18 protein-coding genes are annotated in these 14328 nt (G+C 58.4%); 3 read left to right on the top strand and 15 right to left on the bottom strand.

What is annotated here, in order from left to right; all coding sequences use genetic code 11:
• Nucleotides 1–144 precede the first annotated feature (144 nt).
• On the top strand, nucleotides 145–1278 hold the full coding sequence (gene dctP, locus WCX18_RS06450) for a TRAP transporter substrate-binding protein DctP (protein WP_345986817.1): 1134 nt from the start codon (nucleotides 145–147) through the stop codon (nucleotides 1276–1278).
• On the opposite strand, the gene WCX18_RS06445 is transcribed toward dctP, so the two are convergent.
• The 7 genes from WCX18_RS06445 to WCX18_RS06415 form a co-directional block, all read right to left on the bottom strand.
• Entirely contained in the window at nucleotides 1275–2165 is an 891-nt protein-coding gene (locus tag WCX18_RS06445; RefSeq protein ID WP_345990774.1) for a bifunctional methionine sulfoxide reductase B/A protein, read from the bottom strand. The two genes, dctP and WCX18_RS06445, sit on opposite strands and share 4 nt — an antisense overlap.
• 94 nt (nucleotides 2166–2259) lie before the next feature.
• Nucleotides 2260–2889 (bottom strand): SprT family zinc-dependent metalloprotease, encoded by a 630-nt coding sequence (locus WCX18_RS06440; protein WP_345990745.1) that lies wholly within the window; start codon nucleotides 2887–2889, stop codon nucleotides 2260–2262.
• Entirely contained in the window at nucleotides 2879–3376 is a 498-nt protein-coding gene (locus WCX18_RS06435) for a DNA-deoxyinosine glycosylase (RefSeq protein WP_345990743.1), read from the bottom strand. The genes WCX18_RS06440 and WCX18_RS06435 overlap by 11 nt, the downstream gene beginning before the upstream one ends.
• Nucleotides 3377–4597, bottom strand: coding sequence for an EAL domain-containing protein (locus WCX18_RS06430; protein ID WP_345990741.1), 1221 nt, complete (start codon nucleotides 4595–4597; stop codon nucleotides 3377–3379).
• 71 nt (nucleotides 4598–4668) lie between these two features.
• Nucleotides 4669–5334, bottom strand: coding sequence for a 7-cyano-7-deazaguanine synthase QueC (gene queC / locus WCX18_RS06425; protein ID WP_345990739.1), 666 nt, complete (start codon nucleotides 5332–5334; stop codon nucleotides 4669–4671).
• Nucleotides 5335–5366: 32 nt separating this feature from the next.
• Complete coding sequence (locus tag WCX18_RS06420; protein WP_345990737.1) at nucleotides 5367–7055, bottom strand: GMC family oxidoreductase; 1689 nt, start codon at nucleotides 7053–7055, stop codon at nucleotides 5367–5369.
• Complete coding sequence (locus tag WCX18_RS06415) at nucleotides 7052–7561, bottom strand: gluconate 2-dehydrogenase subunit 3 family protein (protein ID WP_345990735.1); 510 nt, start codon at nucleotides 7559–7561, stop codon at nucleotides 7052–7054. Before WCX18_RS06415 ends, WCX18_RS06420 begins: the two co-directional genes overlap by 4 nt.
• 75 nt (nucleotides 7562–7636) lie before the next feature.
• Between WCX18_RS06415 and ybeY the strand changes: the two genes are divergently transcribed.
• Nucleotides 7637–8062: an rRNA maturation RNase YbeY gene (ybeY, locus tag WCX18_RS06410; protein ID WP_345990733.1), complete on the top strand. Its 426-nt coding sequence runs from the start codon at nucleotides 7637–7639 to the stop codon at nucleotides 8060–8062.
• Nucleotides 8062–8991, top strand: a complete 930-nt coding sequence (locus WCX18_RS06405; RefSeq protein ID WP_345990731.1) for a calcium/sodium antiporter — start codon at nucleotides 8062–8064, stop codon at nucleotides 8989–8991. Before ybeY ends, WCX18_RS06405 begins: the two co-directional genes overlap by 1 nt.
• 14 nt (nucleotides 8992–9005) lie before the next feature.
• On the opposite strand, the gene mrdA is transcribed toward WCX18_RS06405, so the two are convergent.
• From mrdA to hisB, 8 genes are read right to left on the bottom strand one after another with little or no spacing between them, the layout of a single operon-like run.
• Nucleotides 9006–10790: a penicillin-binding protein 2 gene (gene mrdA, locus WCX18_RS06400; protein ID WP_345990729.1), complete on the bottom strand. Its 1785-nt coding sequence runs from the start codon at nucleotides 10788–10790 to the stop codon at nucleotides 9006–9008.
• Nucleotides 10787–11239, bottom strand: coding sequence for a hypothetical protein (locus tag WCX18_RS06395; protein ID WP_345990727.1), 453 nt, complete (start codon nucleotides 11237–11239; stop codon nucleotides 10787–10789). Before WCX18_RS06395 ends, mrdA begins: the two co-directional genes overlap by 4 nt.
• On the bottom strand, nucleotides 11206–11667 hold the full coding sequence (locus WCX18_RS06390) for an N-acetyltransferase (RefSeq protein WP_345990725.1): 462 nt from the start codon (nucleotides 11665–11667) through the stop codon (nucleotides 11206–11208). The genes WCX18_RS06395 and WCX18_RS06390 overlap by 34 nt, the downstream gene beginning before the upstream one ends.
• The gene (gene yihA / locus WCX18_RS06385) at nucleotides 11651–12274 is read right to left on the bottom strand and encodes a ribosome biogenesis GTP-binding protein YihA/YsxC (RefSeq protein WP_345990723.1); all 624 of its coding nucleotides are present in this window, start codon (nucleotides 12272–12274) and stop codon (nucleotides 11651–11653) included. Before yihA ends, WCX18_RS06390 begins: the two co-directional genes overlap by 17 nt.
• Complete coding sequence (gene lptA, locus WCX18_RS06380) at nucleotides 12271–12750, bottom strand: lipopolysaccharide transport periplasmic protein LptA (RefSeq protein ID WP_345990722.1); 480 nt, start codon at nucleotides 12748–12750, stop codon at nucleotides 12271–12273. The genes yihA and lptA overlap by 4 nt, the downstream gene beginning before the upstream one ends.
• Nucleotides 12747–13265: a hypothetical protein gene (locus WCX18_RS06375; RefSeq protein WP_345990721.1), complete on the bottom strand. Its 519-nt coding sequence runs from the start codon at nucleotides 13263–13265 to the stop codon at nucleotides 12747–12749. The genes lptA and WCX18_RS06375 overlap by 4 nt, the downstream gene beginning before the upstream one ends.
• Entirely contained in the window at nucleotides 13262–13759 is a 498-nt protein-coding gene (locus tag WCX18_RS06370) for an HAD-IIIA family hydrolase (protein ID WP_345990719.1), read from the bottom strand. Before WCX18_RS06370 ends, WCX18_RS06375 begins: the two co-directional genes overlap by 4 nt.
• Nucleotides 13756–14328, bottom strand: a complete 573-nt coding sequence (gene hisB / locus WCX18_RS06365) for an imidazoleglycerol-phosphate dehydratase HisB (RefSeq protein ID WP_345990718.1) — start codon at nucleotides 14326–14328, stop codon at nucleotides 13756–13758. Before hisB ends, WCX18_RS06370 begins: the two co-directional genes overlap by 4 nt.

Below are 14328 nucleotides of genomic sequence, written 5' to 3'. Positions count from 1 at the left end.
AAGCCGCTGGGCACGCTGCCGAAGCGAACTCAGCGTTAGCGTAGGTATCCGGGCTTTCGAGGAAACATCGCTACGCGAGCGGTACCCTTGTTTTGCGCGGATGCCGTCATGAAAAAAAGTGGGCAACTATATAGGAGATTATAGATGAATAGACGTACTTTCCTGACCGCGGCAGCTGCGACATCGTCGGCCGTGCTGCTGGAGGGCTGCAACGACGGCAACCGCGTGGCGATCGATTACAGCAAGCATCCGAAATCCGATGACACGGCCGAAAAAACCGTCCATGTCAACCGCGGCAAGAAGACGGAGCTCAAAATCGCGACGAGCTGGCCGGCGCACTTCCCTATTATGGGCACCGGCGTAGACCGCTTTGCCGAGCGCGTTGCACAGATCAGCGGCGGGCAGCTCAGTATCAAACTCTTTCCCAAAAACACCCTGGTCCCTGCCCTCGCGGTCTTCGATGCGGCCAGCAGCGGCCAGATCGACGGATTCCACTCGGGACCCTACTACTGGAAAGGCAAGAATGCAGCCTTCTCCCTCTTCAGCGGTTTTCCTTTCGGCATGACGGCCGAGGAGCTCAACGGCTGGATACTGTACGGCGGCGGGCAGGAGCTGTGGCGCGAACTTTACGGCCGCTACAACCTCTACCCTTTCGCCGGCGGCAACACCAATATCCAGATGGGGGGCTGGTTCCGAAAGCCGATCGAGACGCTGGAGGATATGAACGGCCTCAAGATGCGCATCCCGGGCCTCGGCGGCGAGGTGATGTCGAAGCTGGGCGTCAATCCCGTGCTGCTGCCTGCCGGGGAGATCTACACCTCCCTGGAGCGCGGCGTCATCGACGCGACGGAGTGGGTCGGCCCCTACCTGGACATGAAGATGGGCTTTTACAAGGTCGCGCCGTACTACTATTCAGGGTGGCACGAACCGGGTTCCATCCTGGAGATGACGTTCAGCAAGCATACGTGGGAGCGGCTTTCGGGAGAGCAGCAGGCGATCATCGAGTGCGCCGTCAATGAGCTCAACAGTACGATGACCTTTGAATTCCAGGCGAAAAACGCAGAGGCGATGGCCTCGCTCGAAGCAAACGGCGTCAAGCTGATGCGTTTTCCCGACGCCGTCACCGAGGCCGCCAAGAAAGCGCTCCTGGAGGTCGTCACCGAGCAGAGCGCCCAGAGCAGTGATTTCAAACGTGTCTTTGAGAGTGCCTATGCCTATCTCGCCAAAAGCAAGACCTTCAGCGACGCCAGCCTGCGCTACTTTCTCAACGTTCGCTAATTCTTCTCTTTGAAGCGGTCGACGAAGCCGTGGCAGTAGGGCTGCTTGCGGTGACGCTCGTAATAGTCCTGGTGGTAGTCCTCCGCTTTGTAAAACGCTGAAGCCTCGATCAGTTTCGTCTTGACGTTATAGCCGTTCTTGCGAAGGCGGTCGATGAGCTTCTGCACCACGGCTTTTTCCGCGGCGTCGTTATAGAAGACCGCGCTCTGGTACTGGGCTCCGACATCGGGCCCCTGCCGCCCCTCCTGGGTGGGGTCATGGATCTCGAAGAAGGTTTTGGCGAGGGTCTCGTAGTCGACCTTTGAAGGGTCGTAGGTGACGGCGACGGTCTCGAGGTGGCCCGTATTTCCCTTGACAACATCGTAATAACCGGGATCTTTTTTCGATCCGCCCATGAAGCCCGAGACGACCGAATTGACGCCGGGGATCTTTTCAAGATAGTACTCCACACCCCAGAAACAGCCGCCGGCGAAGTAGGCCACCTTCACGTCGGGGATGAACTCCATGGAGATGGAGTTGACGCAGTGGCGGAGGTTCTTCTGGGTCAGGTGCTCCCCGGCAAAGACGTGCCCCAGGTGCGCGCCGCAGTTGGCGCAGACGATCTCCGTACGGTAGCCGTCGGGGTCGGGAATGCGTTTGACGGCACCGGGGATTTCATCGTCAAACGACGGCCAGCCGCAGTGCGAATCGAATTTATCCTCGGAGCGGTAGAGTTTGGCCCCGCAGCGCTTGCAGACGTAGGTGCCCTTCGCCTTGTTGTAGAGCAGTTCGCCGCTGTAGGGGCGCTCCGTGGCTTTGTGGACGATGACCGCTTCCTCCTGCGGGCTCAGCGGCTTCCAGTTGCCTACCGGCTTGTACGCGCCGGACTCCGCTGCAAAAACCGGGATCAGGAACAGGGTCAGAATCAGTATAAAAATTTTCATAGCTTCTCCTCATCCCATCAGTATAGAGCGGGAGCATTAATCATTCAAAAACGGTGTATCAGTAGTAGCTTGCTTTGCGGAGGCGCATCCGATGGCGCAGCGCCTTTTCGTCGGGGAGTACCGAAGCGACGAGGGCATGGAAGTCGGCGGAGTGGTTGAAGTGGACGCGGTGCGCCAGTTCGTGCACCACGGTGTAGTCGACCATCGCTTCTTCCAGCTGAAGCAAAAGGGTGTTATAGGTGATGACGCCCGTCTTCGAGCAGCTCCCCCAGCGCCGTTTCATTTTCCGGAAACGGATCGCTTCGTACGTGACCCCCATCCGTTCGGCGAACATGGCGGTCTTATCGCACAGCAGCGCTTCGGCACGATCACGGTAAAAGCGGTCGTAACTTCGGCGGAGCGCTTCGGGCGAGTGGGCCTGAAACGCGGTGTCGATCTCCTCAAGCGAGACGATATCGCCCAGATAGAGCAGGCTTTCGCCCAGCCGCATGGAAGGCTGCGATGAAACACGGGCCTGCTGGCGCAGAATCCAGTCGCGCTTGGAAGCGACGAATGCCTGCAAATGCCTTAGTCCGCGGCCGTTGGACTTGAGCACGACCGTACCGTCGTCGGCGACGCTCAGGTAGGCATGCTTTATGCGGGGATTGATCCGGTGTTCGACGCGGATACCGTCACATTCAAACTGCATCGAGGACCGCTTTGAGTTGGCGATAGGCTTCCAGTTTGGCATCAAAGCGCATTGCCGCGTAGGCCGGAGAGGTCGAGGGGAGCAGCGTACAGGGGACGGGAAGGCCCGGAAATGCTTTGACGCACCCATCGTATGCTTTTCTGCCGGTGCAGAAGATATGCCTGATGGCGGGATGTGCTGCAAGGAGAGCGGGGATATCGTTGGGGATAAGCTCGCTGAGGTTGGCGTCGCTGGAGTTGTTTTCGCTGCGCACCAGGGAGGCGTAGCTGTCCCAGAGGGCTATCCCCTGCTCCAGGGCAAATGCACGCCGCGCCGTTTTGTCCGGGAGCGCGACTTCAAAAAGCTGCTCCATAATGGGCCAGAACTGGTTTCGCGGGTGGGCGTAGTAGAAATCGGCTTCGAAGGAGGCGATGCTGGGAAAAGAGCCGAGGACCAGAACGCGGGAACGGTCGTCGGCAATGGGGTCGAAGGGGTGTTCCAGGCGCATCTACACCCGGTGGTTCATCTTGACACTGACTTCGTCGTAGTCGGTCTTGAAAGCCTTGAGGACGCGGTTGACCTTCTCGATATCGAGGGGCGAGTGCTGCAGCTGGTTGACGGCCTTGTACAGCAGGCTGAAACGCCCTTTGCGCGCCGCGATCCACTTTTCAAGGTTCTTCGTGATCTCGAAAGAGCCCATGAGCGTATCAAAGGGGATCTGGTAGATGTCGATAAGGGTCGAAAAGATGGCCAGCAGGCGCAGCTCGTCGCTGCGGCGCTCCGGGTCGGCGCTGTGAACATTGGAAACAATGGTGTTCATCAGGTCGATCCGCTCTTCGAAAAAGCGTGAGAACGGTCCCTTTTCGACGCTGATATCCGCCCCGCCCTTTGCATAGATAATGAGCATAAACCAGCGGCGCATCACATCGGGACCGATGTCCATGATCATCGCGCGTACGGAGCGCGTGGCGTCATAGCGTTTCATCCCGGTGGAGATGAGATACTGGAAGAACTGGATGGTAAGCTCGTTGTGGCGCTCGAACTCTTTGGCAAACTCATAGAAAGGGACGGTGTCGAGCATCTTGTAAAGGCGGCTGACACCGATGTGCTTCGGCTCGAGGCGGTAGTGTTTGACCGGGACCGGGTGCTGGATATAGTACCCCTGGAAATAGTCGAACCCCAACCCCTGGTAGGCGGAGAACTCGTCGATGCTTTCGACCTTCTGGGCGATAAGCTTATGGTTGGCCTTCAGTGCAGCGACATGTTCGGCGACCTGCTCAATATCGTTATTCTGGATATCGATCTTGAGGTAGGCAATGTAGGGCAGAACGCTCTGGAACTGGGCAATACTGTTGGCCGTAACGACGAAGTTGTCCAGGGCAAAGCAGTAGCCCTTGTCAAACAGAAGTTTCAGCTTGGCGATTTCATTGTGTCTCAGCGGTTCGTTTGCCGCAATCTCGAAGACACACTGGTCGGGGCGGAAGGCCTCAATGATGTCCGTCATCAAAAAGGCGGGGGAGATGTTGAAAAATGCAAGATCCTCCCCTACTGCACGCTCTCTGCCGATCAGATTGAAGACGCTCAGCATTACTTGCGCGGACATAAGACGATGTGTCAGTGCGGGATTCGCGGCGTTATTCTCACCTTCGCGGTGTAGAAGTTCGTAACCGTACGTCGCATTGGCAGCATCGATGATGGGTTGTCGCGCAACTTGTACAAACTCTGTCATCTGGCTCCTTTATATCAACTTTCGTTATTGTATTGTACAACAGTTTTCGACAGGCTTAGGAGACACCGTTTTTAACGATAGGGAATAGGGTCCCGGACGCCGGCCAGTTCAAACCCTTTGAGGCGCAGCCGGCAGCTGTCGCAGACGCCGCAGGCTTCGGCCTCGTCACGGTAGCAGCTCCAGGTCAGCTCCAGCGGGACATCGTATGCGACGGCCTCGGCGACAATCTGCTCCTTTTTCAGGTGCACGAGCGGCATGGCGATGGTCAGGTTCGTTTCGTCCTTCGTCCCGAGGTTGACGGCACGCTGCATCGCCTCGATATACGCTTCACGGCAGTCGGGGTAACCGCTGGAGTCCTCTTCGACGACGCCGATACCGATGACGGTAGCCCCCTCTTTTTCGGCGATGGCGGCCGCGATGCTCAGAAAGATGCCGTTGCGGAATGGTACGTAGGTGACCGGGACGCCGGCTTCGATGCCGCCCGTCGGGACCTCGATACTCCTGTCAGTGAGGGCCGAGGCACCGATGGCGGCGAAAAAGTCCAGATCGATCTCGTAGGTTTGAGCGGTGCCGAGACGCGCGGCAATCGCGCGGAAGCACTCAAGCTCTTTTTGCTGGGTACGCTGGTCATAGTTGAAATGGACCGCGACGATCTCATACCCCTGGGTGCGGAGCATATAGGCCGCCAGTGTCGAATCCATTCCTCCGCTCATGATACAGACCGCTTTTTTACCCACGTTACATCCCTCTTATGTATTTATAGATGCCATTATAGCCTGTTGGGCTTGGCTTTCAGTGCCGCCTTGATGGCATCGGCGACCCTGAAAGCGTTGGCGTAGATGGTCCAGGTGTAGGGTACGCTGCCGCCCGTGGGCATGAAGCTGCCGTCGGAGACGTAGAGGTTGTCGATCCCGTGCATTTTACACGAGGGGTCCAGTACGGAGTTTTTCGGGTCCTTCCCGAAACGGCAGCCCCCGGCAACGAGGTTCGGCGGCGGGGCGGACGAAATATCGCTTCGGATCTCCACCGCGCCCATCTGCCGCAGGACGTTTTCGGCCTTGTCGGCCAGGAAAGCACCGACTTCAAGGTCATGCGGGTGGCCGTAAAGACGGATCTTCCCGACGGGCATGCCCCATTTGTCCTTCACCCCTTCGTCGACCCCGATGAAACAGTTGTCCGTCGGGAGCCAGTCGTTGAAGACCTCGAATACAAAAACGCGCGAGGCTTTGAAGGCGTGTTCAAGGCGCTTCTGCAGTCTGCTGCCCCAGACCAGGTGTCCGTCACCATCATAAAGTTCGCGCATGGCGCGGCTGACGGGATTGGCGTGTTCAAAAAGAAAATCAATCGTGCCCCCTTTGTAGGTGTGCCCCTCCCGGCGATAGACGTACCAGTCCTGCAGGGAGCGGTTGACAAAGGCGCCGCGGGTCATCAGCTCGAAGCGCTGCCGTTCGTTGAGGCGGGAGAACTCGAACCTCCCCTGCCCGCTGCCGCCGGCGGAAAAAATAAGGTTCTTCCCCAGCTGGCCGTTGGCATTGCCGAGGCCGTCGGGGTGGAAGGCGCCCTTTGAGTTGAACAGCAGGCGTACACTCTCGATCGCCTGCGCAGCCACCACGAAGGTCCCCGCTTTGACGGTGTGGGAATTGCCGTCGGCATCAAAATAGTGTGCGGCCGTGACGCGCTGACGGTCCGCATCGAGCTTGTAGACGAAAACATCCGGGAGGATATCGCACCGGCCCGTCGCCTTCGCCTTTTCCAGCAGCGCTGCGCGGGCGTTCCCCTTGGCCCCGGTTGCACAGCCGTAACTGCCGCAGAAATTCGAGTAGGAGCAGCCGTTACGCCCCAGTGCGTCGTGGGGGAGTACGGCCCTCGGTGTGGGGATGCTGTGGTAGCCAAGCGCTTCGCAGGCCGCATCGAACCAGCCGGAAATGGGCTGCTCCCAGGTCGGCGGGAACGGGAACTCCCTGGTGGAACGCTGCTCCTGGAAAGGGTGCTCCACGACCCTCCCGGAGACGCCGACGACCTGCTCCACCTTCGTGAAATAGGGTTCCATCTCTTCGTAGGTGATGGGCCAGTCGACGACGTTGGCCCCCTCGATGGCCCCGAAGGTGGAACGGAGTTTGAAATCGACCGGTTTCATCCGGTGGAAATAGCCGCTCATCAGGTTCGAAGAGCCGCCGACCATGGAGCCGTTCCAGAAGTTCCATCCCGACGCTTCGGCGGTGACACGGTCGATGCTCCCGTCGCTGTTATAGGTTTCGACGACGTGCTGTTCATCCTTGAGACGCGGGGTATAGATGCTGCGGCGGCTGACGGCGATCTCGTCCTTGGTGAAATCCTTCTCCGTCAGGTAGGGACCCTTCTCAAGCACGAGGACGCTGTAGCCTGCGCGGCTCAGCTCATAGGCCACGGGCGCCGCCCCCGCCCCACTGCCGACGATGCAGATATCATATTGTTTCATATCAATGCAGCCTTCGGCCGCGGATAACCGGGCTCATGCCCCAGCCAGTGCCACCCCGCCTCATGGGTGTTCGCCCCGTAAACGGGGTCGCACAGCAGCGCTTCGAAAAGGTAGGAGACAAGGCTCCAGAGCCAGCTCTCCCCCCAGGGAGTGCCGGAGAGCCACTGCAAAATCTCCTCTCGCTGTGCCGGTGTGAGACGGTAGTAGGCACTGCCGAAATCCTCACCGGTGCGTTCGTTAAGCCAGCGGGCGCCGTCCGAGAGAAACCGTTTCGTATCGTCATCGACGTAGGGGTCGTTCAGCACACCGGCCAGATAGTCAATCGCTTTGATCAACTGCGGCGAAGGGGCCGTTCCGCCCCCGGGAAAAAGGTCGCGCTGCACGGCGGCAATCGTCTGGAAGGGCTCTTTGAGAATGGTCACGGGGCGGGCGTAATCCGCGCTGCTCTCAACAGGTAGCAGCAGGAGCGCCGCGCCCCCCAGCAGGAGGCTTCGTCGGGTAATCATGGACCGATTGTACCATAGCGGTAAAAACGTTTCAGTAACGGCATGCTAAAGCACAGATTGGCTAGAATGCCGTCTATGATTGATATCGATAACCAGACGGATTTTGAACCGGACTATACCCTCATAGAGACCATCGCCGACACGCTGAACGCGGGCGATATGGAGCTCATCATCTGTGACGACGAAACGATCCGCGTCCTCAACAAGGAGCACCGCGGCATCGACAAAGCCACCGATGTGCTGAGCTTTCCCTATGACCCCATGCCGATGGCGCCGATCGGGAGCATTGTCATCAGTGCCGACCATGTCAAAAGCGGCGCGGCGCGTTTCGGCCACAGCGAAGCACAGGAGTGTGCCCTGCTCTTTTTGCACGGGGTGCTGCACCTGCTGGGCTTTGACCATGAGATCGATGACGGTGAAATGCGCCGCAAAGAGGAAGAGATCATCACAGCGCTCGGGCTGCCGAGCAGTCTTATCGTCCGTACCGAAGAGGAGGCGTAATGGAGTACCTTGTTTTCGTTGCCGCAATGGCTACACTGATCTGGGGGGCGGATTTTATCATTCGCGAATCCGAGCGGATCGCCCTGCACTATAACATCTCCCACTTCGTCATCGGTGCAACCCTGGTCGGGTTCGGGACCTCCCTTCCGGAGATGGCCGCATCCATGATGGCGTCGTGGTATGCCAAACCCGAATTGGCCCTCGCAAACGTCGTCGGAAGCGTGACGATGAATATCACCCTTGTGCTGGGACTGGTCTTTGTCCTGGCGAAAAAAATGAACCCCGACCGCGACCTTTTCAACCGCGACAGCGCCTGGATCCTCTTCCCCGTCATTCTCTACTTCCTGGCGGCCTATGACGGTGTCATCGGCCGTTTCGAGGGGGTGATCTTTGTCACGCTGATGGCGGCCTATCTCTACTTCCTCTTCTCTACGGACGGTGCGGAACTGACCGAAGAGATCGATGAGAGCCTGGAGAAAGAGGCCTTTGCCTGGGGGAAAACGATCGCCCTGCTGCTTGCAGGTTTCGTGATGACGATCGGCGGTGCGCACTTCGTCGTCGAAAGCGCCAGTATGATCGCGCGAAGCCTCGGGGTCAGCGAATGGGTCATCGGTCTTCTGCTGATCGCGTTCGGGACGTCGCTGCCCGAGCTCGTCGTATCGCTGGTCGCGCTGAAGAAAGGGAATGCGGATCTTAGCATCGGGAATATTATCGGTTCGAACGTGGCGAACTTCGCCATGGTCCTCGGGGGTGCGGCCCTGATCCGTCCCCTGCCCATCAGCGGTTCGAACCTGGCCGACATCTATATCATGATGGCCGCTTCCCTCGCCCTGCTCCTCGTCCTTGCCAACAAACTCTACAGCAAAGCCGGCGGGATCATCCTGCTGATGATCTTCGCCCTCTTCGTCAAAAGCGCGCTCGGGCACTGATCCCGGGGCGCATTCTACTTTTTGATATAGCCGAACTCGACAAGTTTGTCATAGATCCCGGAGACGATGTCGCCGGCAGCCGATGCCCCGTGTCCGCCGTGCTCGATCAGCGCGGTGACGACATACTGCGGGTGGCGGTAGGGGCCGTAGGTCGTCAGCCAGGCGTGCGAACGTGTATAGTAGGCCATATCCTGCTCTTTGATGCGCTTTTTCGTCGCCTGCGGGATCCCGATGACCTGGGCGGTCCCTGTCTTGCCCGCGATGGCGACCTTGGTCGTAATCTGCGAAGATGCGGTGCCTTTGGGGTGGCTGCAGACCTGGCGCATCGCCCTGCGGATGATGGGGAGGTCCGCTTTCTGCTTGGCGGTCAGGACATCGCGGTAGACCGGTTCGGTCAGGTTGTTGTCGATCATGCGGGCCAGCCGCGGCTGGGGCAGCCTCCCGCTGGCAATGAGCGCCGTGTTCTGGGCGATCTGCAGCGGCGTGACGAGCACACTCCCCTGCCCGATGGAGGTATTGAGCGTCTCCCCGATGTACCACGGCTCGTTGTAGCGTTCCCGCTTCCAGGCACGGTTGGGGATCGTACCGATGAACTCGTTGGGAAGGTCTATACCCGTTTTATCGCCGAGACCGAAGTTTTTGAGCCCGTCGCTGATCTTTTCGATCCCGACCTTGAGGCTTCCTTTGTAGAAATAGTCGTCGCAGCTCTCCCGGATCGCCTTGTGCAAATCGGTCTTGCCGTGCCCCCAGCTCTTCCAGCAGCGGAAGTTCCGGTTCCCCAGCTCCATCGTCCCGCTGCAGGTGACGTACCACCACTGGCTGATGCCGCTGTCGAGGTAGATCATTCCGATCGAGGGCTTGATCGTCGAGCCCGGGGGATAGAGTCCGTTGACGATCTTGTTGGTAAAGGGCATATCCAGGTCGTTGATCAGCGCGTTCCATTTTTTTGCCGAGATGCCCGATACGAAGGTGTTGGGGTTGTATTCTGGGTAACTGCCCGCGGAGAGGATCTCGCCGTCGAGGCTCATGACGATCACGGCACCTGCGTTCCCCTCCATCATTTTGGTAATGTACTGCTGCAGCCGCATGTCGACGCTCAGGACAAGGTTCCGGTTTTCCAGCGGTTTATGGGTCTCGAGGACGGAGATCTCCTCGTTCAATGCGTTCATCTGCACGGTACGCTCCCCCGGGACCCCCTCGAGGTAGGTGTTGTACTGTTTCTCCAGCCCGGATTTCCCGACGATGCCCGTCAGCTTGAGGACGGGATCGCTTTCGATCTCCTGCTGGTTGGATTTCGCCGTATAGCCGATAATGTGCGCCGCGATCTTCTGGTAGGGGTAGTACCGCATCGGGGCCGGGGAGATCTTGACGTTTTCCAGCAGGTTCAGCTCGGAGTAGACGGGCAGGATGTCCTCGTAGGAGATAAAGTCTGCCACGGCGATTTCACGGTGGTTGTAGTGCGAGTCGTTCTGCTTATAGACCTTGAGCATCTTTTCCGCGTCGAGCATCGGCAGAAGCTTCTGGATACGCGCCAGGGTGTCCTGGAGGCTCTCGAGACGTTTCTGGGTGTTCAGGTGCGGCATCACCTCGATCTTGAACCCCAGCTTGTTGATGGCGAGCGGTCTGAAGTTTCGGTCGAGGATCTCGCCGCGGACCGGGGCGATACGCTCCGTTTTCAGGGTGTTTTCCGTCGAAAGCTGTTCGTAGTAGCGGTTGGAGTGTACGCTCAGGTAGTAGACGCGGCTCAGCAGCGAGACCCAGATAAAGATGAACAGGGCAATAAGGATACGGGTTCTCACAGCAGCCCCACCAGGAAGAACTCGATCATCATATAGAAGATGACCTTGAAATCAAGCTGCGGCAGCGGAAGGGCAAACATGTTCGCAAAGAGCGCTGTGAAGGCCCAGTAACCGACATAGGCCAGCAGCACGATAATGGCATTAAGGCAGAGATGGCAGGAGACGATGCTCTTGATGCGCGGCAGGATGAGAAAATAGCTGACGGTGTAGAAAAAGAGCGTGCTGAGCAGCAGGTACCCTTTCGCGGTTTCGGCGATGACAAGCAGGGAGACAATGACGAAAAAGGCAAAGGACGAGTGCCTGTCAAGCGCGCGGATATAGAGAAAAAAAAGGACGCCGAAGAGCGGCGGCAGATAGAGATAGTGCATGCTCAGCGCTTCGTACGGTACGAAGAGGAGTGCGAAAAAAATCCAGGTCAGAGGGTTTTGATCAGCGCGATTTCGTTGCATACCGGAAAGTGCTTGCATTTGATGCAGTCGGCCCAGATCTTATGCTCGGGCAGGCTCTCTTTGGGGATCTCGGAAAAGGAGAGTTTTTCGAAGAAACGGGCGGCATAGGTGAGTGCCAGTACCCGTTTGAGCCCCAGTTTTTTCCCCTCTTCGATGGAGAGGTTGACGAGTTCGGCCCCGATCCCCTGGTTGCGGTAGGGTTCATCAACGATCAGGGAGCGGATCTCGGCGAGTTCCGGCGAATGCACATGCAGCGCCGTAAAGCCGATGAGGCGTTCGCCGTTAAAAGCGAGGATGTACGAGCGGATATTGGTGGCCAGTTCATCGTTGCTGCGCACGAGGATGGTACCGTCTTCGACTTTGGGGGCTACGAGGCGCTGCATGGCCGGGATATCGGCCAGCGTCGCTTTTCTAAAGTGGATGGACATCGTCGGTTCCGGTGAGAAGATCGTAAAGGCGCGCGGCCAGCTTTGTGATACCGCGCTTTTTGCTGCTGGAGACAATCAACGCGCCGGGGTAGTCCCGCAGCAGTGCGCCGAGCTCTTTCTGGTTGAGCTTGTCCGATTTCGTAAAGACGCGTAGCACCGTTTGGCCCGGCCGGCGGATCTGTTCGAGGTAGTCGGCGACGGAGCGATCGATGGGAAGGTCGGGGTGGCGGGCGTCGACAAGGTGTACGAAGACACGGATCTGTTCGCGCTGGGTGATGAAGTCTGTAAGGTTCTTTTCCCAGTCGCTTTTGAGGGATTTGGAGACTTTGGCGTATCCGAACCCCGGGAGGTCCACCAGCAGGGCATTAAGCTTTTCATGGTTGTCGCGGTCCATGAAGGTCGCGTCGAAGTAGTTGATCAGGCGTGTCTTGCCCGGCGTCGCGGAGACCTTGGCCAGGTTCTTGTGGTTGCAAAGGGCGTTGAGCAGCGAACTTTTCCCCGCATTGGAGCGTGCCATAAAGGCGATCTCGTTGACGGTGTCATTGTCGGGAGACTGGGAAATGTTGGCGGCGCTGGTGTTGAAATGCGCTTCGACGACCTCGATCACTTCTTTTTCTCCTCGGGCAGGTTGAAGATCATGATGACGGGCTGGCGCTCCGCCCCTCTGGCCGCGGCTGTGCCCTCCTGGATATTGACGACGACCTCTTCGCCGTCGATCTGCTTGTGCTCATCGTGCTGCATCAGGTGCACGTCGCCGTAGAAACTGTACTGCTCTTTCAGCGGGAGGTAGATAACCTTCTGCGCCCGACCGCTGTACGTCGCGCCGTTGTCGGCCTTGAGGAAAAAGGAGGCGTCGCCGCTGGCGATATACTTCGTCGGTGTACGATCTTCGGCGGTATAAACCTCGACACGCGACGCATTGAGTTCATCGCTCCCCATCTTGATGCGCACATGCCCCTCGAACACCGAACGCCCTTGTTTCTCGTTGGCCGTAAAAGCGTCGGCAGCGATCTTGAGCTGCTCGGCTGCACAGAGGCTCCCTGCCGCTGCAATGATGGCGATAAGGGCTAAAGCGGACTTCACATCTTCTCCTTCATGGTATAAACTCCGACGATCTTTTTCGCGGCGATGTCGCCGCTTTTAATGTTGTAGAACAGGTTCCTTCCGTTGACGCGGTCACCGGCCTGCCACAGTACGAAACTGCCCGGGGCACGCACGTCGCCGGAGCTCTGGTTGTAATCGGCCTTCTGCGTTTCGAAGGTGTAGCCGTCGTCACGCCGGAAACGGACATCCCCGTCCAGGGAGATCAGCGGCTCTTTGTAGATCCCTTTGCGTGCCTGCATCGTCTCGACGTGCCCCTCGGAGCGGTCCGTGAGGTTAAGGTCATCAACCTCGTAGCGGTCGGGGAAGCGTGATGCGTGCGCGCCGGCGAGGATCGTTTTGACCCCGTCAGCCGCGACTTCGTAAACCGTAAAATGCTCCAGTTCAATCTGTGCCAATTCACCTGGGGTGGCGATATCGACCTGCAGCGGTTTGAAAAAGAAAAAGATGCTCCCCAGCACCGCACCGATGAGCAGGTAAAAGGTCGAGACGCTCATTGCCACTGCGCGAGGAAAGCTTCTTCCTCGCCGTTGCGGCGCATCAACGCTTCGATCATTTCCCGTACGGCCGCTTCGCCGCCCCGGCGCGCCAGGACATGGTCCACGCGCCCGGTGATGTAAGAAGACGCGTCAGCGGGTGCGAAGGAGACCGCGGCCAGTTCCAGCATTCGCAGGTCGTTCAGGTCGTCGCCGATGGCTGCCACTTCAGTCGTCACCTCGATGTCAAGGTCGCTGCAGAGCATTTCCAGACGCTTGCGCTTGTCCTTGACGCCCTGGTAGAGATGCAAGATCCCCAGTTCATCGGCGCGGCGCTTGACGATACCCGAACGGCGCCCTGTAATGATGGCGACCTCGTGGCCGAGACGCATCCAGCTTTTGATCGCCAGACCGTCTTTGACGTTGAAAGCTTTGATCTCCTCCCCGCTTTCGCCGTAGATGATCTGCCCGTTGGTCAGGCAGCCGTCGACGTCCAGCACGAGCAGTTTGATCACAAAACACCCTTTGTGCTCGGCACGGTGACGCGTTCGTTGCGGGTCACCGCGCGGCGCAGCGCGACGGCGAAGGCCTTGAAGGCCGCTTCGATGACATGGTGGCGGTTTTTACCGCGCTGCATGACGATATGGGCGCAAATACGGGAGTTGAAAACGATGGCCCGGAAGAACTCCTCGGCCAGCTCCGTATCGAAATTTCCGACCTTGCCGCTGACGGGAACGTCGTAATAGAGGTAAGGGCGGTTGCTCAGGTCCATGTCGCAGCTGACGCTCGCTTCATCCATGACGACGACGGCATTGCCGAAGCGCTCCACCTTTTCGATCGGGTAGATCGCTTCGGCCAGCGCCATGGCGATGACGATGCCGACATCTTCGACGCTGTGGTGGTCGTCAATGTGCGTGTCGCCTTTACAGGAGACGTTCAGATCGATCAGCGCGTGTTTAGAGAAAGCTTCGAGCATGTGGTCGAAAAAGCCCACACCGGTGTCGATGCTGCTTTTGCCTTCGCCGTAGAGTTCAAGCTCTACACGGATCTGCGTCTCTTTGGTATTGCGCTCTTTGACGATCAT

It is taken from the genome of Sulfurimonas sp. HSL1-2 (genome assembly GCF_039645565.1).
Classification (GTDB): Bacteria; Campylobacterota; Campylobacteria; order Campylobacterales; family Sulfurimonadaceae; genus Thiomicrolovo; species Thiomicrolovo zhangzhouensis.
Note: the sequence above shows the minus strand (reverse complement) of the source record. Positions and strands in the feature narration are given on the sequence as shown.